This is a genomic window from Ruegeria sp. ABV4_181 (assembly GCF_056158465.1).
The window spans coordinates 930,127-954,541 of the sequence record NZ_JBSWTI010000002.1 but is presented as its reverse complement, the minus strand read 5'-3'; the positions used below and the strand labels follow the sequence as shown (position 1 = coordinate 954,541).

Annotated in this window: 28 protein-coding genes; 9 read left to right on the top strand and 19 right to left on the bottom strand. The window is 62.1% G+C overall.

Annotated features, from left to right (window positions below; translation table 11 throughout):
* The first annotated feature begins 104 nt into the window (after positions 1 to 104).
* Complete coding sequence (locus tag ACXAC3_RS04765) at positions 105 to 1,163, top strand: transporter substrate-binding domain-containing protein (RefSeq protein ID WP_475157327.1); 1,059 nt, start codon at positions 105 to 107, stop codon at positions 1,161 to 1,163.
* On the opposite strand, the gene ACXAC3_RS04760 is transcribed toward ACXAC3_RS04765, so the two are convergent.
* Positions 1,160 to 1,504, bottom strand: a complete 345-nt coding sequence (locus ACXAC3_RS04760; protein WP_475157322.1) for a hypothetical protein — start codon at positions 1,502 to 1,504, stop codon at positions 1,160 to 1,162. The two genes, ACXAC3_RS04765 and ACXAC3_RS04760, sit on opposite strands and share 4 nt — an antisense overlap.
* 345 nt (positions 1,505 to 1,849) lie before the next feature.
* On the opposite strand from ACXAC3_RS04760, the gene ACXAC3_RS04755 reads away from it, so the two are divergent.
* Positions 1,850 to 2,497, top strand: a complete 648-nt coding sequence (locus ACXAC3_RS04755; protein WP_475157317.1) for a hypothetical protein — start codon at positions 1,850 to 1,852, stop codon at positions 2,495 to 2,497.
* Positions 2,498 to 2,626: 129 nt separating this feature from the next.
* Here ACXAC3_RS04755 and dapD read toward each other — a convergent pair whose 3' ends face one another.
* From dapD to ACXAC3_RS04730, 5 genes are all read right to left on the bottom strand, one after another.
* Positions 2,627 to 3,454, bottom strand: a complete 828-nt coding sequence (gene dapD, locus ACXAC3_RS04750; RefSeq protein ID WP_475157316.1) for a 2,3,4,5-tetrahydropyridine-2,6-dicarboxylate N-succinyltransferase — start codon at positions 3,452 to 3,454, stop codon at positions 2,627 to 2,629.
* Between the two features lie 91 nt (positions 3,455 to 3,545).
* The gene (gene bioB, locus ACXAC3_RS04745) at positions 3,546 to 4,511 is read right to left on the bottom strand and encodes a biotin synthase BioB (RefSeq protein WP_475157314.1); all 966 of its coding nucleotides are present in this window, start codon (positions 4,509 to 4,511) and stop codon (positions 3,546 to 3,548) included.
* On the bottom strand, positions 4,504 to 5,091 hold the full coding sequence (locus ACXAC3_RS04740; protein ID WP_475157312.1) for a biotin transporter BioY: 588 nt from the start codon (positions 5,089 to 5,091) through the stop codon (positions 4,504 to 4,506). Before ACXAC3_RS04740 ends, bioB begins: the two co-directional genes overlap by 8 nt.
* A 123-nt stretch (positions 5,092 to 5,214) precedes the next feature.
* On the bottom strand, positions 5,215 to 5,814 hold the full coding sequence (locus ACXAC3_RS04735; protein ID WP_475157310.1) for a GntR family transcriptional regulator: 600 nt from the start codon (positions 5,812 to 5,814) through the stop codon (positions 5,215 to 5,217).
* Positions 5,815 to 5,858: 44 nt separating this feature from the next.
* Positions 5,859 to 6,776, bottom strand: coding sequence for a threonine/serine dehydratase (locus ACXAC3_RS04730; protein ID WP_475157307.1), 918 nt, complete (start codon positions 6,774 to 6,776; stop codon positions 5,859 to 5,861).
* A 79-nt stretch (positions 6,777 to 6,855) separates the two neighbouring features.
* Between ACXAC3_RS04730 and ACXAC3_RS04725 the strand changes: the two genes are divergently transcribed.
* Together ACXAC3_RS04725 and ACXAC3_RS04720 are read left to right on the top strand one after the other, a co-directional pair.
* Positions 6,856 to 7,698, top strand: a complete 843-nt coding sequence (locus ACXAC3_RS04725) for an LOG family protein (protein ID WP_475157304.1) — start codon at positions 6,856 to 6,858, stop codon at positions 7,696 to 7,698.
* 3 nt (positions 7,699 to 7,701) lie between these two features.
* On the top strand, positions 7,702 to 8,799 hold the full coding sequence (locus ACXAC3_RS04720; RefSeq protein ID WP_475157301.1) for a cystathionine gamma-lyase: 1,098 nt from the start codon (positions 7,702 to 7,704) through the stop codon (positions 8,797 to 8,799).
* On the opposite strand, the gene ACXAC3_RS04715 is transcribed toward ACXAC3_RS04720, so the two are convergent.
* Complete coding sequence (locus ACXAC3_RS04715) at positions 8,800 to 9,183, bottom strand: hypothetical protein (RefSeq protein ID WP_475157297.1); 384 nt, start codon at positions 9,181 to 9,183, stop codon at positions 8,800 to 8,802. It lies immediately after the preceding gene.
* A 158-nt stretch (positions 9,184 to 9,341) separates the two neighbouring features.
* Here ACXAC3_RS04715 and ACXAC3_RS04710 point away from each other — a divergent pair, with 158 nt between their 5' ends.
* Both ACXAC3_RS04710 and ACXAC3_RS04705 read left to right on the top strand, forming a co-directional pair.
* Positions 9,342 to 10,259 carry a DnaJ C-terminal domain-containing protein gene (locus tag ACXAC3_RS04710; protein ID WP_475157294.1) on the top strand — a complete coding sequence of 306 codons (918 nt, stop codon included), beginning with the start codon at positions 9,342 to 9,344 and terminating at the stop codon, positions 10,257 to 10,259.
* Entirely contained in the window at positions 10,256 to 10,600 is a 345-nt protein-coding gene (locus ACXAC3_RS04705; protein WP_475157288.1) for a hypothetical protein, read from the top strand. Before ACXAC3_RS04710 ends, ACXAC3_RS04705 begins: the two co-directional genes overlap by 4 nt.
* Before the next feature lie 7 nt (positions 10,601 to 10,607).
* Here the strand turns inward: ACXAC3_RS04705 and ACXAC3_RS04700 are convergent, their stop codons facing one another.
* From ACXAC3_RS04700 to ACXAC3_RS04685, 4 genes are all read right to left on the bottom strand, one after another.
* A complete protein-coding gene (locus tag ACXAC3_RS04700; RefSeq protein ID WP_475157283.1) occupies positions 10,608 to 11,234 on the bottom strand; it encodes a cytochrome P460 family protein in 627 nt (208 codons plus the stop codon).
* Between the two features lie 230 nt (positions 11,235 to 11,464).
* Positions 11,465 to 12,655, bottom strand: coding sequence for a dual-specificity RNA methyltransferase RlmN (gene rlmN, locus ACXAC3_RS04695; protein ID WP_475157278.1), 1,191 nt, complete (start codon positions 12,653 to 12,655; stop codon positions 11,465 to 11,467).
* 212 nt (positions 12,656 to 12,867) lie between these two features.
* Positions 12,868 to 13,035, bottom strand: a complete 168-nt coding sequence (locus ACXAC3_RS04690) for a hypothetical protein (protein ID WP_475157272.1) — start codon at positions 13,033 to 13,035, stop codon at positions 12,868 to 12,870.
* A gap of 169 nt (positions 13,036 to 13,204) precedes the next feature.
* The gene (locus tag ACXAC3_RS04685) at positions 13,205 to 13,738 is read right to left on the bottom strand and encodes an invasion associated locus B family protein (RefSeq protein WP_475157270.1); all 534 of its coding nucleotides are present in this window, start codon (positions 13,736 to 13,738) and stop codon (positions 13,205 to 13,207) included.
* A 178-nt stretch (positions 13,739 to 13,916) separates the two neighbouring features.
* On the opposite strand from ACXAC3_RS04685, the gene ACXAC3_RS04680 reads away from it, so the two are divergent.
* Positions 13,917 to 14,915 carry an asparaginase gene (locus ACXAC3_RS04680; RefSeq protein ID WP_475157264.1) on the top strand — a complete coding sequence of 333 codons (999 nt, stop codon included), beginning with the start codon at positions 13,917 to 13,919 and terminating at the stop codon, positions 14,913 to 14,915.
* 5 nt (positions 14,916 to 14,920) lie between these two features.
* Here ACXAC3_RS04680 and ACXAC3_RS04675 read toward each other — a convergent pair whose 3' ends face one another.
* The 8 genes from ACXAC3_RS04675 to hutI all read right to left on the bottom strand — a co-directional run bounded on the left by ACXAC3_RS04675 (position 14,921) and on the right by hutI (position 22,242).
* On the bottom strand, positions 14,921 to 15,241 hold the full coding sequence (locus ACXAC3_RS04675; RefSeq protein ID WP_475157258.1) for a YciI family protein: 321 nt from the start codon (positions 15,239 to 15,241) through the stop codon (positions 14,921 to 14,923).
* Between the two features lie 21 nt (positions 15,242 to 15,262).
* Positions 15,263 to 15,691, bottom strand: coding sequence for an SRPBCC family protein (locus ACXAC3_RS04670; RefSeq protein ID WP_475157251.1), 429 nt, complete (start codon positions 15,689 to 15,691; stop codon positions 15,263 to 15,265).
* Positions 15,679 to 16,008 carry an ArsR/SmtB family transcription factor gene (locus tag ACXAC3_RS04665; protein ID WP_475157246.1) on the bottom strand — a complete coding sequence of 110 codons (330 nt, stop codon included), beginning with the start codon at positions 16,006 to 16,008 and terminating at the stop codon, positions 15,679 to 15,681. The genes ACXAC3_RS04670 and ACXAC3_RS04665 overlap by 13 nt, the downstream gene beginning before the upstream one ends.
* Before the next feature lie 46 nt (positions 16,009 to 16,054).
* Complete coding sequence (gene serB, locus ACXAC3_RS04660; protein ID WP_475157240.1) at positions 16,055 to 16,933, bottom strand: phosphoserine phosphatase SerB; 879 nt, start codon at positions 16,931 to 16,933, stop codon at positions 16,055 to 16,057.
* A 71-nt stretch (positions 16,934 to 17,004) separates the two neighbouring features.
* On the bottom strand, positions 17,005 to 18,687 hold the full coding sequence (gene hutU, locus ACXAC3_RS04655) for a urocanate hydratase (protein ID WP_475157234.1): 1,683 nt from the start codon (positions 18,685 to 18,687) through the stop codon (positions 17,005 to 17,007).
* Positions 18,684 to 19,502 (bottom strand): N-formylglutamate deformylase, encoded by an 819-nt coding sequence (gene hutG / locus ACXAC3_RS04650; protein WP_475157230.1) that lies wholly within the window; start codon positions 19,500 to 19,502, stop codon positions 18,684 to 18,686. The genes hutU and hutG overlap by 4 nt, the downstream gene beginning before the upstream one ends.
* Positions 19,502 to 21,037, bottom strand: coding sequence for a histidine ammonia-lyase (gene hutH / locus ACXAC3_RS04645; RefSeq protein ID WP_475157225.1), 1,536 nt, complete (start codon positions 21,035 to 21,037; stop codon positions 19,502 to 19,504). Before hutH ends, hutG begins: the two co-directional genes overlap by 1 nt.
* Positions 21,034 to 22,242 (bottom strand): imidazolonepropionase, encoded by a 1,209-nt coding sequence (hutI, locus tag ACXAC3_RS04640; RefSeq protein ID WP_475157221.1) that lies wholly within the window; start codon positions 22,240 to 22,242, stop codon positions 21,034 to 21,036. The genes hutH and hutI overlap by 4 nt, the downstream gene beginning before the upstream one ends.
* 81 nt (positions 22,243 to 22,323) lie before the next feature.
* Between hutI and ACXAC3_RS04635 the strand changes: the two genes are divergently transcribed.
* Both ACXAC3_RS04635 and ACXAC3_RS04630 read left to right on the top strand, forming a co-directional pair.
* Positions 22,324 to 23,679 carry a formimidoylglutamate deiminase gene (locus ACXAC3_RS04635; protein ID WP_475157213.1) on the top strand — a complete coding sequence of 452 codons (1,356 nt, stop codon included), beginning with the start codon at positions 22,324 to 22,326 and terminating at the stop codon, positions 23,677 to 23,679.
* Between the two features lie 13 nt (positions 23,680 to 23,692).
* Positions 23,693 to 24,397, top strand: coding sequence for a GntR family transcriptional regulator (locus ACXAC3_RS04630; RefSeq protein WP_475157206.1), 705 nt, complete (start codon positions 23,693 to 23,695; stop codon positions 24,395 to 24,397).
* The last annotated feature ends 18 nt before the right edge of the window (positions 24,398 to 24,415 follow it).

Genomic DNA, 24,415 nt, shown 5'->3' with positions numbered 1-24,415 from the left:
TGTCCCGAATTGATACCCCAATAAATCATGGACATTGACCCTGCGATCACCTTGCTGCCCCGTTCAAAAATACGTTACAGCGCCGCGAAACAGGTGAAATGCCGATGATACGCGCCCTTTTCACATGGATCTGCCTGACTTTCGCCGTTCTGGCAGAGCAAGGCCAGGCCCAGACACTGACCGTCACCACGGTGACCCGCCCCCCGTTTTCCTATGTCGAGGACGGGGCACAGTCGGGGTTTTCCATGGATCTGCTTCAGGCCCTCGCCCAGTCGCTGGACTGGGAATATTCGGTCAACCGGGTCGAGGTCTTCAGCGACATGCTGAGCGCGGTTCAGGACGGGTCTGCGGATCTGGCCATTGCCAATATCTCGATCACCGCGTCGCGCGAAACGCAGATGGATTTCAGCCAGCCGATATTCGAGGCCGGCCTGCAAATCATGGTGCCGTCCGATGCCGCGCGCCGGCCATCTTTGTTGCAGGCGCTGCTGTCGCGCGAGCTGTTCATCGCCATCGGCCTGGCCTTTGCCATTCTGTTGGGCGGCGGGATGCTGATGTGGCTGTTCGAGCGGCGCGCGCAACCCTATTTCGACCGCAACCTGGATGAGGCATGGTTTCCGTCCTTCTGGTGGGCCCTGAACCTGGTGGTGAACGGCGGTTTTGAAGAGCGCATGCCGCGCACGCCGTTCGGTCGGTTGCTGGGCGTCGTTCTGGTCGTGTCGTCGCTGTTCATCGTGTCGGTTTTCACAGCCCGGATCACCTCGGTCATGACCGTGGATGCGATCAGCGGCAACGTGAATTCCGTCAACGACCTGTACGGCAAGCAGGTGGGCACGATCTCGGGTTCCACCGCCGCGGGTTTTCTGGACCGTCGCGACATCGAATTCACCGGCTATCCGGGTCTGGACGAGATGTTGACCGCATTCCAGACCAACGAGCTGGATGCCGTTGTATTCGACGCGCCGATCCTGTCCTACTACGCGGCGCATGAAGGCCGCAGGATCGCATCGGTGACAGGCGGTGTCTTCCTGCGCGAAAATTACGGCATCGCCTTCCCGACCGGATCACCTCTTGTCGAGGACGTCAATCAGGCGCTGCTGGCGCTGCGTGAAGACGGCACCTATGACGAAATCTATCGCAAGTGGTTCGGGTCCCGGAACTAGGCCGGGTCCTGATCCCCGTAGAACGGCGTCATCTGCGCAACAATCACCGCGTTTTCATCCAGCGCCCGCTGCATCAGCGCCCGTTCATCCGGATCAATCTCATGCCCCTGCGCCTCGCGCTCGGCCAGCGTGCCATACCCTGTCACATCCAGCGGCGCAGTATCGGCCTGTTTCAGAATAGCCACCGTTTCACGTACAGCTTCGGCCTCATCGACGCCGCTGGCGAAACACATCAGCGCCGCGCCGGTCGCGCCGTCAGGCAGGCCGTCGCCATCCTTGCGGCCGATCTGAACCAGAAGAGTATAGACTTGCTGACGCGAGGGTTTTTTATGCTTTTCCATGCCGCCTGCCTTACGAGCGGAACGCGGGACGGTCAACTCATTCAACCGTCTTTCGGTGCAGTCCGATTCGCGATTCTCACAGGCGTCCGGTGTCATGTCCTGTTCAATTGGCCCGTCGAACCGTGCCGAAGAGACACAGCCAATCAGCAAAATTATCTCCGGGAGATTGACATGGTTTCCAGCAAGAATCCGCTAAGTTGAAAACGGCGTCAGTTCGCCGACGGATTGCAATGCTATGCGCGGGATTTGGCTTACCGCGGCTCTGCCTTACCGAGCCGTTACGAGGTGAAAACAGCAAAATCTAGAATATCAGCATTGAAAAAATTTTTAGAGAAAGGACGTTCGATGAGTAAGTTGTCCAGACTACTAACGACCTTGGCGAGCCTATTTGCTTTGGCACTGGCGCCAGCGGCGTTTGTTTTGACCATGTTCTCTTCAGACCCGGCCTATGCGGAAGAAAGCACCAATGGCGGTGAAGGCGAGTCCGAAGGTGAAGGTGAGTCCGACGGCGAAGGTGAGTCCGACGGCGAAGGCGAATCCGACGGCGAAGGTGAATCCGACGGCGAAGGTGAATCCGACGGCGAAGGCGAATCCGACGGTGAAGGCGAGTCCGACGGCGACGACGGCGAAGGCGAGTCCAACGGCGACGACGGTGAAGGCGAGTCCAACGGCGACGACGGCGAAGGCGAGTCCAACGGTGACGACGGTGAAGGCGAGTCCAACGGCGACGACGGCGAAGGCGAGTCCAACGGCGACGACGGCGAAGGCGAGTCCAACGGCGACGACGGTGAAGGCGAGTCCAACGGCGACGACGGTGAAGGCGAGTCCAACGGCGACGACGGTGAAGGCGAGTCCAACGGCGACGACGGTGAAGGCGAGTCCAACGGCGACGACAGTGAAGGCGAGTCCAACGGCGACGACGGTGAGTCCGAGGACGAATATGGCCGCGACAAGGACGGCGAGACTCCCGCACGGGTTATCACCACCGAGTAACGGCAGTTACAACTGTCCTTACAGACAAGTTCGGGCGTGACCTCCGGGCAGAGACACGCCCGAGCTTCACAAAACGAAGAAAGGCCGGGAACCCAGAGTCCCCGGCCTTTCCTCTGTCGTTCTTTTACATCAATCCCGCAGCAATTCGTTGATGCCGGTTTTCGAGCGGGTCTTTTCGTCGACCCGCTTCACGATCACGGCGCAATAGAGGCTGATGTTGTTCTTGGACGGCATCGCGCCGGCGACAACCACCGAATAGGGTGGCACCTCGCCATACATGACTTCACCGGTTTCGCGATCCACGATCTTGGTCGACTTACCGATATAGACGCCCATGCCCAGAACCGAGCCCTCGCGGACGATGCAGCCCTCGACCACTTCGGAACGGGCACCGATAAAGCAATTGTCCTCGATGATGGTCGGCCCGGCCTGCATCGGCTCCAGCACGCCGCCAATGCCGACACCGCCCGACAGATGGACATTCTTGCCGATCTGCGCGCAGGACCCGACTGTGGCCCAGGTATCAACCATCGTGCCTTCGTCGACATATGCGCCGAGGTTCACGAAGGATGGCATCAGAACGACACCCGGCGCGACATAGGCCGACTTGCGCACCACGCAGTTCGGCACGGCCCGAAAACCCGCCGCGCGCCACTGGTTCTCGCCCCAGCCCGCGAATTTGCTGTCGACCTTGTCCCACCAGCCGCCATTTTGCGGACCGCCCGGCTGGATTTCCATGTCCTTGATGCGAAAGCCCAGCAGGACCGCCTTTTTGGCCCACTGGTTCACGTGCCAATCGCCGTTCTCCAGCTTTTCCGCCACGCGCAGCGACCCGCTGTCCAGCGCGTTCAGCGTGTCTTCGATCGCTTCGCGCTGTTCGCCGGTGGTGGCGGGGGTAATGGTGTCGCGCGCCTCCCAGGCGGCTTCGATGGCGGCTTCCAGTTGCGCGTTGGACATGGGATTCTCCCTGCTGAATCTGTTCACGTTGGTTTTGCCTATACGCAAGCGCAACCCATGGCGCAATGCGACGCAGGCGGGCCCGTTTACGTCAGTCTTCGGTCTGGGCGGCCAAAGCGGCAAACATTTCGCGGTCGCTGTCGGTACCGGCGTTCGGCGCCGTCAGCAGCACATCCCCGTAAAATACCGAATTCGCCCCGGCCAGAAAGCACAGCGTCTGCTCGGCCGCCGAGAAATCGGACCGCCCGGCCGACAGCCGCACCCGGGTCTTGGGCATCGTGATGCGCGCCGTTGCAACCATGCGTACCAGATCAAAGATGCCGACCTTGTCGCGATGCGCCAGCGGGGTGCCTTCAACCGGGATCAGGGCGTTGATCGGTACGCTTTCGGGGTGCGGGCTGAAACTCGCCAGCACCTGCAGCATCGACGCGCGGTCACGCAGGCTTTCACCCATGCCGATAATGCCGCCGCAGCACAGATCGATCCCCGCGTCCCGACAATATCCAAGGGTTTCAAGCCGGTCCTGATAGGTGCGGGTTCCGATGATTTCGCCGTAGAATTCCGGTGACGTGTCCAGATTGTGGTTATAGGCCGTCAAACCGGCCCGGGCCAGGCGCCGGGCCTGATGCGGCTGCAACATGCCAAGGGTCACGCAGGCCTCCATGCCCAGCTCGCGCACGCCCGAGATCATTTTCAGCACATTGTCGAATTCTTCGCCATCGCGAACCCGTCGCCAGGCAGCCCCCATGCAGAACCGCTCGGCTCCGGCCTGTTTCGCGCGTCTGGCCAGCGACAGGACATGCGCCGGGTTCATCAGTTTTTCCCGGGTCAGTTCCACCTCGCGGTGATGCGCGGATTGCGGGCAATAGGCGCAGTCCTCGGGGCAGCCGCCGGTCTTGATCGACAGCAGGCTGGCCTTCTGGATGTCATCCGGATCGTGATGAGCGCGGTGGATACTGTTGGCGCGCCCGATCAGTTCAAGAAGCGGAAGACGCAGCAGCGCCTCCACTTCGTCCACGGTCCAGTCGGCGCGGAGATCCTGAGCCGTATTAGGCATCCGGTTGCGCCCCGCGGATCTTCCGCATCAGCCCGGCGGGCAGGCCGAACACCAGAACCGCGGCCAGTGCGACTTTGACCAGATCACCGGCAATGAAAGGCGTGAACCCATAGGCCAGAAGCTTGTCCGCCGGCACAAATTGCGCCAGCCATCCCAGACCCAGGGCGTAAACCACGGACAGACCCGCCAGCATGGCCGGAACAAGGAACAGCCTGCGCAGATGATCGGCGGCCCAGCCGACAAGCAGGGCTGCAAGGACAAAGCCCAGCAAATACCCGCCAGTGCCGCCGATCATATAGGCAAGACCGATCCCCTTTTCAGGCGTACCCGCAAAGACCGGCAACCCGGCTGCCCCTGCGATCATGTATCCGATCACCGTCGCACCTCCCAGCCGCAGACCATAGGCCGCGGCTATGCCCATGACGGCGGCCACCTGCAATGTCATCGGCACGGGCCAGAACGGGACCTGAATCTTGGCGCTTGCCGTCAGCAGCAGGATACCTGCCACAATGCGCAGTATCTGACCGGCGGGTGTCAGAGCGCCTATGGATGGCAGAGCGGAGTCGAGTGCGATTTTCATCTTTCCCTCTTTTATAGATTTTTTTGATTCATTTCTGCACAGCAGCATTATTATTATCTATTAAAAATCAAGACAAATCTTCACTGTGAAATTTTCGCCCTGTTTTCAAAGGATTCCTGCGGTCTAGCTTGCCCGCCGAATGTGGCGCACCAGAATCGACGTGGCAGAGGCGGCGTCGCGGCTTTTCAGGGCCTGCACGATGGCCGCGTGGTCGGTGTCGACACGCTGCACCCATTTCGGTCGCCAATGTGCGAACAGATGGCGGGCGCTTGCGATGTGAAGATCGTCAATCGTGTGCAACAGCCGCGGCATCCCGCATGGTGTCAGAATGGTCCTGTGAAAAACCCGGTTGCGGGCTTCCCATTGCGGCATGGTTTCGGCCTGATCACACGCGACCCGGGCGTCATTGGCCGCCTTCAGGGCGGCCGGCGTCATGTTCTGCACCGCATGCTGCAGCGCCAGACTTTCCAGCGCCACACGCATTTCGATCACCTCGCGCACTTCGGCCGGGTCCAGCGCGGTGACCCGCATGCCGCGCCGGGGTTCGCTTTTGGCCAGCCCATGCGCCTGCAGCTTCAACAGCGCCTCGCGCACCGGCACATGGCTGGCCTCAAACGCCCGCGCGATATGGTCCTGACGCAGCTTTTCCCCGGCGGTCAGGTCCCCGGTGATGATTTGCTGGCTCAGTTCCTGATAGATTCGGTCTGCGATCGTCGCGGTCATGAATTATAGATAAAATCCACATTCTGCTTTCACAAGCCAGGATTTCAATCCCGCAACGGGTCCGAGGCGATATTCCCGCCGCAAACCAGAACGGCCACCTTCTCACCCGGTTCCGGCCGGTACACGCCGGACAGCAAAGCGGCAAGCGCGGTTGCGCCGGCAGGTTCGACAAGGATGCGATGGGCTTGCCACAGCATCTTTTGCGCCTGCGTGATGGCCGCGTCACTCACCAGAACCGAAGTCATCCCCCGGGCCAGGCTGAAACAGATCGAACCGATCCGCCGCGCGCCCAGCGCATTGGCGGCCACGCCCGAGACGCTGACATCCACCGGCCCGCCTGCCCGCAATGCCGCGTTCAGCGCGCAGGAGGTCTCCGGCTCAACCGCCACGACCTTGCGCGCATCCTGCAACCACGCCAGAGCGCCCGCGATCAGGCCGCCGCCACCGACCGCGACCAGCACGGTATCGGCCGCAAGACCCTGCGCCTCCCACTCAGCGAAACAGGTGCCCTGCCCGGCTACGGTGGCCGGCGCGTCATAGGCGTGAATCTGCATCGCGCCGCTGGCTTCTTCATGCGCCTGCGCCAGAGTCAGCGCATTGGCGTATTCACCCGGCACCACGCTCAGATCCGCGCCGGTCTGCTCGATCAGCGCGATCTTGGACGGTCCGGCAAGTTCCGGGACGAAAATCTTGGCCGGGTGCCCCAGCCGCTGCGCGGCAAAAGCCGCCGCCGCGCCGTGATTGCCACCGGACGCCGCCACGACACCTGCCTCTGGCACCTCCAGGCTGAGCAATGTGTTGAACGCCCCACGGGCCTTGAAACTGCCGGTGTGCTGCAACTGTTCCAGCTTCATCTCAACCGGGTGGTTCAGCCCCAGGGCGTGGCTTTCCATCACCGGCGTGACCTGCGCGTATCCGGCGATGCGTTCGCGCGCGGCCAATATCTCGCTCTTCCAATTCATTCTTGTCTTTCCGTGACTGGCACTCTGGGCGCGAACCCTATAGCTGTTTGAGAAACACGCAAGCAGGGAACCACAACCGATGAGAGAAGACCGCCTCAGCCCCTTCCGCGACGCGCAGACCGACCGTTCGACCGCGAGCGAGGTGCCGGATACGCCGCAGACCCGCTCACCTGCCTATCGCCTTGCCTTTGCCGACGACGATTTCCTGTGCCGGGACGAATTGCGCCCGGTGCGCCTGCAGCTGGAACTGCTGAAGCCGGAAATGATCATGACCGAGCGTGAGATCACCTCGACCATCGTCATGTTCGGCGGCGCGCGTATTCCGGAACCGTCGCAAAAGCACACCGCCCGTACGGACACGCTGGCCAACCTGTCGAAATATTATGACGAGGCGCGCGAATTCGCCCGGCTGATGACCGAAAAATCGAACGAAACCGGCTGCCGCGAGAACGTCATCGTCACCGGCGGTGGCCCCGGTGTGATGGAGGCCGGAAATCGCGGCGCGCAGGACGCGGGTGGCTGTTCCATCGGTCTGAACATCGTGCTGCCGCATGAGCAGGCGCCAAACCTTTATGTCACGCCCGACCTCAGCTTCAACTTCCACTATTTCGCGATCCGCAAGATGCATTTCCTGATGCGCGCCCGTGCCATCACCATCTTCCCCGGCGGGTTCGGGACCATGGACGAACTGTTCGAGTCCCTGACCCTGATCCAGACCGGGCGGATGGAGCGCGTGCCCTTCCTGCTGTTCGGGCGTGAATTCTGGGAAAAGGTCATCAACTGGGAGGCGCTGGCCGACGCCGGCACCATATCGGACGAGGATCTGGACCTGTTCCGTTTTGTCGACACCGCGCAACAGGCGGTCGACATCATCGAGAACTGGGAACCCGCCCCCGCGCGCGACGAAATCCCGGGGCGCTGAACGATGGCACCCAAGACCGGCGAGATGCTGCACCTGCGCGGAAACGCCCTAAACAAGGGCGACCCGGTCGCCCTGCCACTGACCCAAAGCAGCATGTTCCACCTGCCCGGCGCGCCCGAGGGGCACGCGACCTATGGTCGGGTCGACAACCCCACATGGGAGCATCTGGAACACGTTCTGTCCCATCTGGAAGACGCGCCCTGCCTCAGCTTTCCCTCGGGCATGGCGGCGATTTCGGCCGCATTGTTTGCCACGGTGCAGGCCGGGTCACGCATCCTGATTCCGTCGGACGGCTATTATGTGACGCGTTTGCTTGCGGGTCGGTTTCTGTCCCACTTGGGTGTTTCCGTCACCGAATGCCCCACCACCGCATTTGCCGACGGAGGGTTTGACGGGTTCGATGTGGTCTTTGTCGAAAGCCCCTCGAACCCCGGGCTGGACATGATTGACCTGCCCGCCATCACCGCTGCCGTGCGCGCCGCTGGCGGTCTCACCATTGCCGACAACACAACCCTGACGCCTTTGGGCCAACGGCCGCTGGATATGGGGATCGACATCGTGGTGGCCTCGGACACCAAGGCCATGGGCGGGCATTCCGACCTGCTGATGGGGCATGTGGCTTGCCGCAACTCCAAAATCATGGAGCGGGTCGAGGAATGGCGGCGCGTTTCGGGTGCCATCCCCGGCCCGCATGAGGCGTGGCTGCTGCATCGCGGGTTGGAAACGCTGGACGTGCGTTTCGACCGTATGTGCGCGTCGGCGCAGGTGCTGGCTGAACGGCTGGCGGATCACCCGGCGGTTAAACATATCCGTTTTCCCGGCCTGCCCGGCGATCCTTCGCACGCGCTGGCCAAGGCGCAAACGGCACGGTTCGGCTTTCTGCTGTCGATTACCCTGGACTCCGAGGCCAGGGCGGACGCCTTCATCAACAGCTGCCCGATGCTGCGCCCCGCCACGTCCTTCGGCGGCGTCCACAGCTCGGCCGAGCGGCGCGCGCGGTGGGGCGATGACGTTGACCCCGCCTTCATTCGCCTGTCTGTCGGTTGCGAACCGGTGGAAGAACTGTGGCAGGCGATTGAGGCCAGTCTGAACGCGCTTTGACTACTTCTTGGTCTCGCGCAGTTCCTTGAACACATAGATCGGCAGCACGACGCTGGCGATCAGCGCGCCCAGCCAGACCAGCAGCGTCGCGGCCAGCAGGTTCGATATGCCCCCGACGGTCAGCCCGGCGGTGATCAGATCGGTCGCCAGAAGACCCACGAAGGTCACGATCAGCGCGATGCCGCCCTTCAGTGCCGGCGCCTTCTTTTCCCCAAGCTTCAGGATCAGCGGCTCGGCCACCACCTGCACCAGCGTAAAGACGATCACCACGACGATGAACGAGATCGGCCTGATCGCAAAGCCCGACAAAATCAGCGCCGCAAGCAGCAATCCGATGGCATTCCCCGCCAAAAGGGCCAGTACGGACTTGATTCTGCGCGACATGCGTTTCCCCGTCAGCACGTTTTCGAACTGGACAGATGGTAACAGACCTGCGGGATTTTGCGAGCGGTTTCAAATGCCTCTTCCTTTTGGGCCGATGAAACCGCATGATAAAACCCAGTCATCCAGATCAGACCCACCCCACATTGACGAGAGGTGAGATGAGCGACGATCCCTATTCCGTTCTCGGTGTCTCCAAAGACGCCAGCGACGCAAATATCAAAAAGGCCTACCGGCGGATCGCCAAAGAATGCCACCCGGACCTGAAACCCGGCGATGGCGAAGCCGAAGCCAAATTCAAGGCCGCCGCGGCCGCCTATGATCTGCTCAAGGACCCGGAAAAACGGGCGCAATATGACAATGGCGAGATTGACGCCTCGGGGCAGGAACGCCCCCAGCAGCACTATTACCGCGATTACGCCGAAGCCGCCGGCAACCCCTATCGCGGGCGCGCGGCGGACCCCGACGACATGTCGGATATCTTCGCCGAATTCATGCGGGGACGGCAGGGATATGGCCAACGCACGCAGGGCTTTCATGCACCGGGGCACAATCGCAGCTACAGTTTGCAGATCAGCTTTCTGGATGCTGTGTTCGGCGCCAGCCAAAAGCTGACGCTGCCCGATGGCGACCGGATCGAGGTGAAAATCCCCGCCGGCATCACCGACGGCCAGACCATCCGCCTGCGCGGCAAGGGCGACCCGGGTTTTGGCGAGGGGCCGCCGGGCGACGCGCTGGTGACCGTCTCGGTGGCGAAACATCCGGTATTCGACCGTCAGGGCGATGACATCCACATCACCCTGCCGATCACGATTGATGAGGCCGTTCTTGGTGGCAAGGTCCCCGCGCCAACCATCGACGGCGGTGTCAATGTCAGCGTCCCGGCCGGCACCAGCAGCGGCAAGACCCTGCGCCTGCGTGGCAAAGGGGTGAAAAAACGCGGCTCGTCCGAACGGGGGGATCAGCTGATCGAACTGACCGTTACGATGCCCGACCGGATCGACGACGAATTGAAGCAGTTCATGGAAAAATGGCGCGACACCCACCGCTATGATCCGCGCAAAGGAATGCCGTCATGACCCGCACCCTGACCGAAGACGAACTGATCACGGCGGTCGCCCGGCTGACCTCGACCCGGTTGTCCCAGTATCTGGCGGCAGAGATCGTGATCCCGGAACAGACCGAGCGCGGCCTGGTCTATCACAGCCTCGACGTGGCCCGGCTGGAACTGGCCTGCGAGTTGCATGACCAGTACGAGATGGAGCCGGACGCCCTGTCGATGATGATATCGCTGATCGACCAGTTGCACGGTCTGCGCGCCGAACTGCGCGAGGTGCTGAACGCCGTGGACGCACAGCCCGAGCCGGTCCGGCAGACCCTGATCGAGGTCATCGGAACCGCCCGGTTCGGCCGCAAGTAACCGGCGCCTAGTTTCCGGTGGCGTAATCCTCGGGCACGAAGAACGTGTAGTCGCGGTCGGCCACTGCTTCGTGGCATTCATGGCAATAGACCACCGCACCCGAGCGCGCGCCCATCGTGTCGCCAAACAGCGACCCGTCCGGCATCACCATGATATAGCGCCAGTCGGCGGTTTCGGGACTGGCACCCTCGGCCAGCTTTTCCATCACGAACAGGGCGCCCGGATGGACGTTGCCCTCATCCGTGACCGTTACGCTGTCCTTGGCCAGCACCGAGCCCAGGGGCAGTTTCTCACCCTCTTTCAGGGTGCCGTAATTATGCGCCATGCGATTGGCATAGCTGTTCACATAGCGCTGACCATGCGTCGCCGAGATATAGGGCGCATCGTTGAACAGCGGCCAGTTTTGATAGTTCAGCAGCAGATCCAGTTGCGCCGCCGCATATCCGCGCGCCATGCGCCGCTGCAACGATGCGTAGATGCGCAACGCCTCTTCCTTGGACAGATCCGCGGGGTTTTCAATGGCAAGATGCGCATCTTCGCCGCTGGACTGAGCCGCAGATTCCGTTGCGGCAATGCCCGAGAGCGCCGATGCTGCAATGAAGATGAATAGCAATCGTGTAAATCGTAATAACATTTGGATGGCCCACCTGGTTCGTAAGGTTCGCCTGAACGCCGCACGTCATGCTTGAAAAAAGATAGCGGCCCTGAACAAACGTGCCACACCCGGATCGCGACTCTCACCGCTTTGTGCGCAAGAGTGAATTGCGCCCATCCGGGATTGACACCTGAAACATATCAAATTGTGCATACAAAAAACAACGGCGGAAACATTAAATTATTAAGGCCGCTGTTCCGACTTTGGGTTTACTGGCTTTGAAGCCCCGCTTCGGCTTCAATCTGCCTGCGTGACTTGCGGGCGCGTTCGGTTGCCGATTTCAGCTGGCCGCAGGCCGCCATGATGTCCTCGCCCCGTGTTTTTCGGATCGGCGAGGCATAACCCGCCTGGTAAATGATATTGGCAAAGGCCCGGATACGGTTGTTCGAACTGCGCTTGTACGGCGCGCCGGGCCATTCGTTGAACGGGATCAGGTTGATCTTGGCCGGGATGTTATGGCGCTTGATATGCGCGATCAGGCGGTGCGCGTCCGCGTCACTGTCGTTGACGCCATCCAGCATCACATATTCAAAGGTGATCCGCTCGGAATTCGACACGTTGGGATAGCTGGCTAGCGCCTGCAACAGTTCCTCGATATTCCAGCGCTTGTTGATCGGGACCAGCACGTCGCGGGTCTCATCCGTGGTGGCGTGGAAGGAAATCGCCAGCAGGCAGCCGATCTCTTCTGCCGTCCGCGCAATTTCGGGCACAACGCCGCTGGTCGACAGGGTGATGCGACGGCGCGACAGGGAAATCCCCTCGGGGTCCATGGCGATCTTCATCGCGTCGCGGACGTTTTCAAAGTTATAAAGAGGCTCACCCATGCCCATCAGAACGATGTTTGACAGAAGGCGGGTTTCGTCCTTGGGCGCGCCGGGGGTCGGCCATTCCTCAAGATCGTCGCGGGCCATCATCACCTGCCCGACAATCTCGGCCGCGGTCAGGTTGCGCACCAGTTTCTGTGTACCGGTATGGCAGAAGGAACAGGTCAGCGTGCAGCCGACCTGCGATGAAATGCACAATGTGCCCCGATCATCTTCGGGGATGTAGACCACCTCGACCTCATGCCCGCCCGCGATGCGACACAGATACTTGCGGGTGCCGTCCTCGGAAACCTGACGGGTCACAACCTCGGGAATCTCGATCACGAAGCTTTCGGCCAGTTGCGCGCGATAGGCTTTCGCCAGATTGGTCATTTCGCCGAAATCGCGCACGCCCCATTGATAGATCCACTGCCAGATCTGGCCAGTGCGCATCTTGGCCTGCTTTTCCGGTGTGCCATGCTCGATCAGCACCTCACGCAATTGATCGCGGGTCAGACCGACAAGGTTGATCTTCCCCTCGGGCAGCTTGCGAGGGATGGTCATGACGTCTTGAGTGATCGGCGCTTTGGGCGACATGTGGCTATCTCGAAGGATTCTGGCTTGGGATGCGCCTCTATATAGGACTGCGCGCAAAGATCAAAAGAAATCGTGCGCCCGCTGCGCGCATAGCAGCCATTCACCCCCGCGTGGATTGCCAGATCGCGGTGGTGCGGACCTCGATTACAGATCGGCCGCAACGGCAAGGCCGAAGCGACCGAATACATCTGGTCATCCGTGCGGTTGAACGGTCAGACACCCGCAGGCAGGATATCGCAATCCGCGGCATCCAGCGTTTTGACCGGGTCTTCCGGGCCGCATTGTTCACCCGAGACCGGGTAGGTTTCGTTGCTCTTGTCACAGGCGCCCAGCACCACGGCTGCCATCATCAACAAGGCGGCAAGAGGTTTGTTCAGCATTTGCAAGCTCCTTCCATGCTCTTGAACCGATTAGTTCAGACAGGCGCGAGGCTGACATTGATGCGGATCAATTCGGGCGAGGAACGTGGCGTAAAGGCGGATCAGGCGATCCCAAAACGCAACAAAGCCCCGGCGGATGACGGGGCCTTTGGCTACGTGGCGCGGTTGCTTAGTTGGTGCAACGCTTTTCCGCGTCTTCGATGGCCGCGGTAAAGCCCAGCAACGAAAACGTGTCTTTGGTCTGTGTGCCGCGCTCGGACCGGGCAGTCAGCACCGCCTCGGTGCCGCGCTTCATGGCGGCGACCACTTTCAGGTCTTCACCTTCGGTTGCGGGCCATGCCCATTCGCCTTCGGTGATCAGTTCGAATTTGGTACCATCAATATCGAGGTTGACGGTCGACCCGGCCGCAAACGGGTAGCCACCGGTAAAGGTGACCTGTCCCTTGACCTCGGCATTGGGGCGATAGAACACGAACAGCAGGATGTCGCTGCGGCGCACCGAAACTACCCGGCCGCCGCGCGTGTTGACGGTTTCCTTGGGGGCGGACACGCTCCAGCATTCGGTGGGATCATCCTCGACGAACACGCTCCAATCCGTTTTTGCTGCCACGCGATTGGTGCTGGTCGCCTGCTGAGCGGTTGCAGCTGTGGCCATCCCTGCCACGCACAGGCCCGCGATCACGCGGACAAGCTTTGATCCCATCTGTCCAGCCTCCTAGCCCGACCTAATACCTCATACCCATCGGAACTGCCTGCGAACCCTGCCGGTTCGTCTGTAAGTTGCGTATTCCGATGATTGCCGACATACACACACTAACGCAGGTTTCGCCACAGGCGAAAGGGCGATTGGCAGAATTTTGCGCATATTACGGAGGGTCCCGATGACGCAGCCAGTACCAATGACCGAACTGTGGCGCGGCCCCTTGCTGGAAAGCCTGCATCTGGGCCACGCGGTGATTTGCGACGACAGCGGCCAGATCGTGCAGAGCTGGGGTGATCCCCAGGCGGTGATCTATCCGCGATCCTCGGCCAAGATGATCCAGGCCCTGCCCCTGATCACATCCGGCGCAGCGGCGAAATACGGTCTGAACAGCGAGAATCTGGCCCTGGCCTGCGCGTCCCACAGCGGGGCGGCAATCCACACGGATCGGGCGGCGGCCTGGCTGGATCATCTGGGTCTCACGGAACCCGACCTGCGCTGTGGCCCGCAGGAGCCGCAGGACATGGCCGCGCGCGACGGGCTGATCCTGGCCGATGACACACCCTGCCAGCTTCACAACAATTGCTCGGGCAAGCATTGCGGGTTTCTGACCGTGGCGCAGCATATGGGTGCGGGGCCGGAATATCTGGAAATCGACCACCCGGTGCAACAGGCCTGCCTTGCCGCGATCGAGGAAACTACGGGCGAAACCAGCCCGGCTTATGGCATTGATGGCTGCTCGGCACCGAATTTCGCTACCTCACTGGCGGGGCTGGCGCGGTCGATGGCGTGGTTCGCGTCGGCTGCGGACCGGTCGGACCGGGCCAGCGACGCGGCAGCGCATCTGGTTGCGGCGATGGTCAAGCACCCCGAACTGGTCGCAGGTGAAACCCGCGCCTGCACCGAACTGATGCGCGCCATGAATGGCCGCGCCGCCATCAAAACGGGGGCTGAAGCCGTCTTTGTGGCCATCGTCCCGGAAAAACGCATGGGCATCGCCCTGAAGATCGCTGACGGAACAACCCGGGCCAGCGAATGTGCGATCGCGGCCCTTCTGGTCCACCTTGGCGTGCTGGAGGCCGATCACCCGGCCACCCGCACCTTCATGAACGCCACGCAATTCAGCCGCCGGGGGCTGGAATGCGGCGTGATCCGACCTGCGCCGGGGTTCCCCGGCTGAGGCCGTTACATCTCGATCTCGTGCACCTCGGCCACTTCGACCGAGCCCGAACCGTTCACAACCATCGGGCAACCCTTGGCCATCTCGGTGGCGGCGTCGATGCTGTCAGCCTTGACCACGGTAAAGCCCGACGCCGGGTTGGCGCCGCCATTGTCCACAACGCCGCCCGAACTGACGGTATAGGACTGGCCCACGGGATTGCCGGGGATGTCCAGCGCATCGCCCATGTTCTGGAACCATGCGCCCCAGGCGGCCATGGTTGCCTCGATTTCGGCGGGATCGGTCGGGGTATGACCGCCATGATAGACAAACAGATATTGGGGCATTTCTTTCCTCCCTGATGAAATCTATCTCAATTCGGTTTCCAGTTTGCGCAGCGACGAGGTCCAGCCGGTATTGTGGTTTGCGGCGATCTCGGCATCGGCCAGTTCGCGGTGATCCAGCACCAACCGGGCACCGGTCGCGGTTCGCGCTACCGTAAAGATCACGTGGCTTTCCGCCCCGCGCTGATCCTGATCGTCATGCCAGGCCCAGGTGAACCCGACCGAGTTGGGCGGGTCGACATGGGTGACCTGACCGGACACTTTGTACCGCTGGCCCTCGGCATTCTCCATCACCGAATACCACGGCCCGAGGCGCGAGAAATCCAGATCATGTTCGGGCACATGCATTCCTTCGGGCCCCCACCATTGCAGCAGCTTGGCGCCATCGCTGATCCAGGCAAACAGGTTTTCGGGGCTGGTGGGGAACTCACGTTCCAGTTTCAGGTCGGCCATGAATTCTCCCTTTCAATCATGTCGTTCAGACGGTCCAGACTGGTTTCCCAGAACTGCCGTTTCGAAATGGTCCATTCGGCAATCGCCCGCAGCCCTTCGGGCCGGATCGAATACATCCGCTGCGTGCCCTGCACCCGTTGCTTGACCAGACCGGCCTCGCGCAGCACCTTGAGATGGCGCGAGATCGCAGCCCCCGTCATGCCCCGCCCCCGGATCAGGTCGCCGGCGGGCATCTCTCCGTCCTGCATCAACTGTTCGACAATCGAAAAGCGCGTGGCGTCCGACAACGCGGAAAAAGTGGTCAGAAGTGTGTTCATGACCACTATTTAACACTCAAGTTAAATTAAGGGAAGCCCCGAGCTGTCAGACCTGCGCAAAGGCCGTTCGTGCATAACCTTGCAGATACAACAACGCGGTCAGATCGCCGTAATTGACCCGGATGTCGCATTTCTCGGCCACCGAGGGTTTGGCATGCAGCGCCACGCCGGTCCCGGCCCGGCCCAGCATCCCCAGATCATTGGCCCCGTCGCCAACAGCAATCACGTCCGCCTCGGACAGACGCAGCCGCCGGGTGATCTGTTCCAGCGCGTCGACCTTGGCCTGCCGGCCCAGAATGGGGCGCTGCACCTCTCCGGTCAGCTTGCCGTTTTCGGCCAGCAAGGTGTTGGCGCGATTTTCGTCGAACCCCAGCCTGTCCGCCACCCTGGCTGTAAAGGCCGTGAACCCGCCCGAAACCAGCGCCGTGTAGCCGCCATTGATCCGCATCGTCGCAACCAGTTCCCTGCCGCCCGGCATCAGCGTGATCCGTTCATCCAGAACCTTGTCGATCACCGCTTCATCCAGACCTTTCAACAGGCCGACCCGCTCGGTCAGCGCGCCTTCGAAATCCAGTTCACCGTTCATCGCGCGGGCGGTGATATCCTTCACCCGGTCCCCGACACCGGCCTCGTCGGCCAGTTCGTCGATACATTCCTGCCGGATCATGGTGCTGTCCATATCGGCCAGCAGCATCAGCTTGCGCCGCTTTTCGACGGGCTGCACGATCAGGTCGACCTCAAGCAATTGCAGTTCGGCCCAAACCTTCCACTGGTTGTCGGGCAGTTCGGCGAATTTGAACTCAGCCGCCTCATCCGGGCTGAGCCAGACAACATCGCCCCCGCCCCACGCGTTACGCAGGGACTCGACCAGAGCCTGTTCCAGCGATGGCGCATTTGGGTTCGTCAACAGGGTGGCAACGTACATATTCGATCTCCGGCAAGGTCACATGCGCATATCGCAGCAGAGGGGATTTCGCCAGAGACAGATTTTGGTGCCTAGCCCAGAATACCGGGCAGGCGCAGACCGTGTTCGCGGGCGCAATCCCTGGCGATGTCATAGCCCGCATCCGCGTGCCGCCAGACGCCCGAGGCAGGATCGTTCCACAGCACGCGCTCCAGTCGCCGCGCCGCATCCTCGGTCCCGTCGGCGCAGATCACCACGCCCGCGTGCTGGCTGAACCCCATCCCGACGCCGCCGCCATGGTGCAGTGACACCCAGGTGGCACCGCTGGCCGTGTTGATCAGCGCGTTCAGCAGCGGCCAGTCGGATACAGCGTCCGAGCCGTCCAGCATCGCCTCGGTCTCGCGGTTGGGACTGGCGACCGAGCCGCTGTCCAGATGGTCGCGGCCAATCACCACCGGCGCCTTCAACTCGCCATTAGCCACCATTTCGTTGAACGCGAGCCCGGCACGGTGCCGGTCGCCCAGCCCGATCCAGCAGATCCGTGCGGGCAGGCCCTGAAACGCGATCCGGTCGCGCGCCATGTCAAGCCAGCGGTGCAGATGCTCGTTCTCGGGGAACAGCTCTTTCATCTTGGCGTCGGTCTTGTAGATATCCTCGGGGTCGCCCGACAAGGCGCACCAGCGGAACGGGCCGATGCCACGGCAGAACAGCGGACGGATATAGGCAGGGACGAAACCGGGGAAAGCAAAGGCGTTTTCCAGCCCCTCATCCTGCGCCACCTGCCGGATGTTGTTGCCGTAATCCAGCGTCGGTACGCCCGCGTTCCAGAAATCCACCATCGCCGCGACATGCTGCTTCATCGAGGCACGCGCGGCCTTTTCCACCGCTTTAGGATCTGTTTCCCGCTTTTCGCGCCACTGCGCCATGGTCCAGCCCAATGGCAGGTAGCCGTTGATCGGATCATGGGCGCTGGTCTGGTCGGTGACGATGTCGGGCCGCATTCCGCCCTCTTTCATGCGGCGGTGGATCTCGGGGAAAATCTCGGCCGCATTGCCCAGCAGACCCACGGATTTCGCCTCGCCCGCCTCGGTCCAACGCTCGATCATCTCCAGCGCCTCGTCCAGCGTCTCGGCCTTTTCGTCGAGGTATTTAGTGCGCAGGCGGAAGTCGATGCTGTCGGGGTTGCACTCCACCGCCAGACAGCAGGCGCCCGCAAACACGGCGGCCAACGGCTGCGCACCGCCCATGCCACCCAAACCGCCGGTCAAAATCCACTTGCCGGTCAGATCACCGTCATAATGCTGACGCCCGGCCTCGGCAAAGGTCTCATAGGTGCCCTGAACGATGCCCTGCGTGCCGATGTAAATCCACGAGCCGGCGGTCATCTGGCCATACATCATCAGGCCCTTCTTATCGAGCTCATTGAAATGATCCCAGGTTGCCCAATGCGGCACGAGGTTCGAGTTTGCGATCAGCACGCGCGGAGCATCCTTGTGGGTACGGATGATCGCGACCGGCTTGCCGGATTGCACGATCAGCGTCTCATCCTCCTCCAGATCCTTCAAACCAGCCACAATAGTGTCGAAATCTTTCCACGTCCGCGCCGCGCGCCCGATGCCGCCATAAACCACCAGTTCATGCGGGTTTTCGGCCACATCCGGGTGCAGATTGTTCATCAGCATCCGCAGCGGTGCTTCGGTCACCCAGCTTTTGGCATTCAGTTCGGGGCCGGTCGGCGGATAGATATCGCGGGTGTTCTTGCGCGGATCGCTCATGTCTGGGCTCCTTTTTCGGTCAATGCGCCCGACAGGGCGAGGTCGCGGAGGCGCACTAGCATCGCTTTCAGATGCGGGCGGAGTGTGGCGGCGCAGTCCTCGCGCCAGTTCCACGGCGGGGTTTCGTCCAAATAGGCGCGTTGTGCGATTTCCATCTGGATCGCATGGATGCCCTCGTTGGGGCGGCCATAGTGACGGGTGGTCCAGCCGCCCTTGAAGCGGCCGTTCAGAACCGAGGTAAAGCCTGCCGCCCCGGTCGCCACGCCGTGCACGGCCTGTTCGATGGCCGGATGGCAGGTGGCACCGTTGTTGGTGCCGGTGTTGAAGACGGGCAATTCACCCTCGAACAGAAACGGGATCAGCGAACGGATGGAATGGCAATCGAACAGGATCGCCACGCCGTGTTTTGCGCGCACCCGTTCCAACTCCTGTTCCAGCGCTGCGTGATAGGGCGCGTGGTATCTGGCCCGCCGGTCCTCGATTTCACCCTCGGACGGTTCCTGCCCGCCGGCCCAGATCGGCTGCCCGTCAAAATCGGTCAGCGGCACCAGCGTCGTGGTGTTCTGACCTGGATACAGCGAGGCGCCGGCGGGGTCGCGATTGGCGTCGATCACGTAGCGGTGGACATGAGACTGAACGACCGTCACATCGTCCAAAAGCCCTTCATAGAGCCTGTTTATGTGCCAATCCGTATCCGTCAGCGCCCGCCCCGTTTCGTTCAGGCGGACAGCGATATCGTCGGGAACGAAGGTTCCGCCATGCGGCTGCCCCAGCACAATGGGACCATCACCACGCTGCACGCTGACCACCTGCATCACGCCAGCTCCGGCATCTGCGTGCCCACGGCCCCGAGTATCGCGCCCTCAGCCACCAGACGTTTGGACGTTTCCAGCTCTGGCGCCAAATAGCGATCCTCAGCCAGCGCGGGGATATCCATGCGCAACCGTTGGATGGCCCGTTGCAAGGTTGCGCTGGTGGTCAGAGGGGCCCGGAACTCAATGCCCTGCGCCGCGCAGAGCAGTTCCACCCCAAGGATATAGCTCAGGTTATCGACCATCCGCGTCAGCCGCCGCGCACCATGGGCGGCCATCGACACGTGATCCTCCTGATTGGCCGAGGTCGGCGTGCTGTCGGTCACGCAGGGATTGGCCAGATGTTTGTTTTCGCTCATCAGCGCGGCGGTGGTTACCTCGGCGATCATCAGGCCCGAGTTCAGGCCGGGATCGGGGGTCAGGAACGGTGGCAGGTCGAAGCTGAGCGTCGGGTCCACCATAAGCGCGATGCGCCGCTGTGCGATGGCGCCGATTTCGGACACGGCGAGGGCGATCATATCGGCGGCAAACCCCACCGGCTCGGCATGGAAATTACCGCCTGAAACGATGGCGCCCGCCTCGGCCAGCACCAGCGGATTGTCCGTGGCGGCATTGGCTTCGACCTCAAGTGTCGCGGCCGCCTGCCGCATCACATCCATGGCCGCCCCGGTGACCTGCGGTTGGCAGCGGATGCAATAGGGGTCCTGCACGCGTGTGTCGCCGTCGCGATGGCTTTCGCGAATCTCGGACCCGGCCAATGCGGCGCGCATGGCCCCGGCGGCTTCGGTCTGGCCGCGATGGCCGCGCAGGGTGTGGATTTCGGGCTGCAACGGGGCCGTCGACCCCATGATCGCGTCGGTCGACAGGGCCGAGATGACCAGCGCGCTTTGCGCGGCGCGCCAGGCCTCGAACAGACCGGCCAGCGCGAAAGCAGTGGAAAACTGGGTGCCGTTGATGAAGGCGAGCCCCTCCTTTGGGCCCAGCTCAACAGGCTCTAACCCAACGGATCTGAGGGCCTGATCACCCGGCAGGACGGTGCCGTCCACCTCGGCCTCACCCGCGCCTATGATCACCGCTGTCATATGGGCCAGCGGCGCAAGATCACCTGATGCCCCGACTGAGCCCTGCGCCGGGATCACCGGTGTCACCCCACGGGCCAGCATCTGCTGTAGCAGTTCGATCAAATCCCACCGCACCCCGGAAGCGCCGCGGCCAAAGGACAAAAGCTTTAGCGTCATCATCAACCGGGTCAGCCGAACAGGCACCGCTGGCCCGACCCCGCAGCAATGGCTGAGGATCAGGTTGCGTTGCAGGGTAGAGGTATCCGCAGGCGCGATCTTGTGACTGGCCAGCTTGCCGAACCCGGTATTAACGCCGTAAACAGGATCCGCGCCCTGAGCGGCTTTGGCAATCTGCTGCGCTGCGGCCTCGACCCCTGGCCGGCACCCGGCATCCAGCACCGCGGCGGTTTCGTTCCAATAAATCTCGGCCAATTGCGGCAGCGATACCTGCCCGGGACGAAGCGACAAGGGGGTCATCCCGATCCTCCGAAAATTCGTGTGTGCAGCGGGTTGAACCCGATGCGATAGGACAGTTCAGCCGGATGCGCGACATCCCAGACCGCCAGATCCGCGCGTTGGCCGGGCGCTATTGTGCCTGCGTTTTCGATCCCCAGCGCGCGCGCGGCATTCCGTGTGACACCGGCCAGCGCCTCTTCGGGGGTCAGGCGGAACAGGGTGCACCCCATATTCAGGGTCAACAGCAGCGACGCCAGAGGGGACGAGCCGGGGTTGCAATCCGTGGCAAGAACCATCGGAACCTGATGGCTGCGCAGCAATTCGACCGGGGGTATCTGCGTTTCCCGCAACGTGTAGAACGCACCCGGCAACAGCACGGCAACCGTGCCCGCCTGCGCCATCGCCGCCACGCCGTCGGCATCCAGATACTCGATGTGATCCGCCGACAGGGCACCGTATGAGGCTGCAAGCCGCGTCCCGCCGAGGTTTGACAACTGTTCCGCGTGCAATTTAACCGGCAGGCCAAGCTCATGCGCGACGTCGAATACCTGTGCGATCTGGTCCGGGGTGAACGCGATGCCTTCGCAAAACCCGTCCACCGCATCCACCAGCCCCTGCGCATGCGCCGCACGCAGAGTTGGGATGCAGACCTTTTGAATATAGGCGTCCGGATGCCCGGCATAGTCTGGCGGAACCGCATGCGCCCCCAGAAAGCTGGTTCTGATCTGCACAGGGCGGGCCTGACCGATCCGGCGGGCAACGCGCAGCATCTTCAATTCAGTCTCTGTATCCAGACCATAGCCGGACTTGATCTCGATGCAGCCAACCCCTTCGGCCAGCAATGCATCCACGCGCGTCAGAGCATCGGACAGCAGGGCGTCTTCGCTGGCTGCCCGTGTCGCGTTGACCGTGGACAGAATACCACCGCCCGCGCGCGCGATTTCTTCGTAAGTCGCACCGTTCAGGCGCATTTCGAACTCGGCCGCGCGGTTACCGCCAAACACGACATGCGTGTGCGCGTCGATCAGGGCGGGCGTGATCAGCCTGTCGCCGAAGTCCCTGACCGGCCAATCCGCGAACTCCGCGGGTAAATCCTGCCTGGGCCCGACCCAGGCGATTGCGGCGCCGGACATGGCAATGGCCGCATCCTGACACAGCCCATAGGGTGTACCACCGCCACCCATCGTTGCGACCTGAGCGCTGGTGAGGACCGTTTTTTTCGGCATGGCGATTCTTTTGGGCTCCCCTCTTGTTTTGATTTTTCGTATATGTGTAACTTGATAAAGTCTACACAAAATGGAAACGAAATGTCGATTCACGCCAAAACGGCCTTGTTAGGCTCTGACTGGGTCAGCAACCTTCGGGTCGAGCTTGACCATGGGCGGATCAATGACGTGCAACACGATGTGCCCGCATCGCCCGAGGACGCGCGGGTTGACGTTCTGCTGCCCGCGCCGGCCAACCTGCACAGCCATTCGTTTCAGCGGGCCATGGCCGGAATGACGGAAAGCCGGGCGGCCGGGCGCGAAAGTTTCTGGACCTGGCGCAGCCTGATGTACCGGTTCCTGGACAGGCTGACCCCGGAACAGATCCAAGCCATCGCTGCGCTGGTGTTCATGGAGATGCAGGAGGCCGGCTATGCCTCGGTCGGTGAATTTCACTATGTCCACCATCAACCCGGCGGCGCGACTTATGATCACCTGTCCGAGTTGAGCCAGCGTATCTTTGCCGCCGCAAGCCTGACGGGGATCGGCCTGACCCACCTGCCGGTGCTCTACACTTATGGCGGCGTCGGGCAGGAGCCGCTGGCCGGTGGGCAGGTGCGGTTCGGCAATGATGTGGGCCGGTTTCTGGACCTTGTCCAACAGTGTCGCGCGACCCTGCCCCATTCAGATTCCGTAATCGGCATCGCACCGCATTCTCTGCGGGCAACGTCCCCGGCCGATCTGCACGCGGTACTTCAGGCCGTGCCCGACGGGCCGGTGCATATCCATATCGCGGAACAGCTTCAGGAAGTGGACGATGTTCAGGCCGCGCTGGGGCAGCGCCCGGTGGCCTGGCTTTTGGAGAATGCCGAGGTCAACGCGCGCTGGTGCCTGATCCACGCCACCCATATGACCGAAGCGGAAACCCGCGCGCTGGCCCGCTCTGGTGCGGTTGCGGGGCTGTGCCCGATCACCGAAGCCAATCTGGGCGACGGCATTTTCAACGGTGCCACCTACATCGTCGAAAACGGGCGGTTTGGCGTGGGATCAGACTCTAATATAAGGATTTCGATGTCCGAGGAATTGCGAATGCTGGAATATTCCCAGCGCCTGCGTGACAGGGAACGCGCCATTCTGATCACGGGCGAGGGGTCGGTCGGACAGGCGATTTATACCGGCGCGGCACAGGGCGGCGCTCAGGCCCTTGGCCGCGATGCGGGGGTGATCGCCAAAGGCAAGCTGGCTGATCTGGTGGCGATCGACCGGCAGCATCCCGCGCTTTGCGCCCTGACCGATGATCAGCTTTTGGATGGCCTGTGCTTTGCCGCGCCCGACGGGCTTGTCACCGACCTGTGGAGCGCCGGGCGGCATATGGTCAAACAAGGCCGCCACGTTGCCCGCGACCAGATCCTTCCTGCATACAGATCCGCGATTGCGGGCCTTTTGGCCTCGGTTTAAAGGAACCGGCACCATGCCCCAACCCAATGACACCACCAGCTACAAGGACATCAAGCAGACCGTGCTTGAGCGGATCCGGTCTGGCGAATGGCAGCCCGACTCCCTGTTGCCCAACGAGCAGGAGCTTGCGGTCGAGTTTTCCTGCACCCGCACCACCGTCAACAGGGCGCTGCGGGAGTTGGCGGATGAGGGGTTTCTGGAACGCCGGCGCAAGGCCGGCACGCGGGTTCTCAGCGCGCCGCAGCGACAGGCCCGTTTCACCATCCCCATGGTGCGCGATGAGGTCGAGGCGTTGGGCGGCACCTATCGCTATGCGCTGGTGGCCTCCGGCTCTGAGACCGCTCCGGAATGGCTGAGCGCGCGGCTGGCGCTGCCGCCGGGCCAAAGCGTGATGCATGTGCGCTGCATGCATTTCAACGGCAACACCCCGTTTCAGTACGAGGACCGTTGGATCGTCACCGCCTCGGTTCCCCAGGTCGCGCAGGCGGATTTCTCGGATGTCGGCCCGAATGAATGGCTGATCCAGACCGTTCCTTTCACCAATGTCGAACTGAGCTTTCTGGCCAGCCGTGCCGATGCCACGGTCGCGGGCTTTCTGGATGTGCCGGAAGGCGAACCGGTATTCACGGCCGAGCGGATCACCTGGCTACAGGGCCAGCCGGTGACGTTTGCCAAGATGTTCTTTGCCGCCGGGTACCGCATGACCACACAGTTCTGATCATCGGTCCAAATTCTG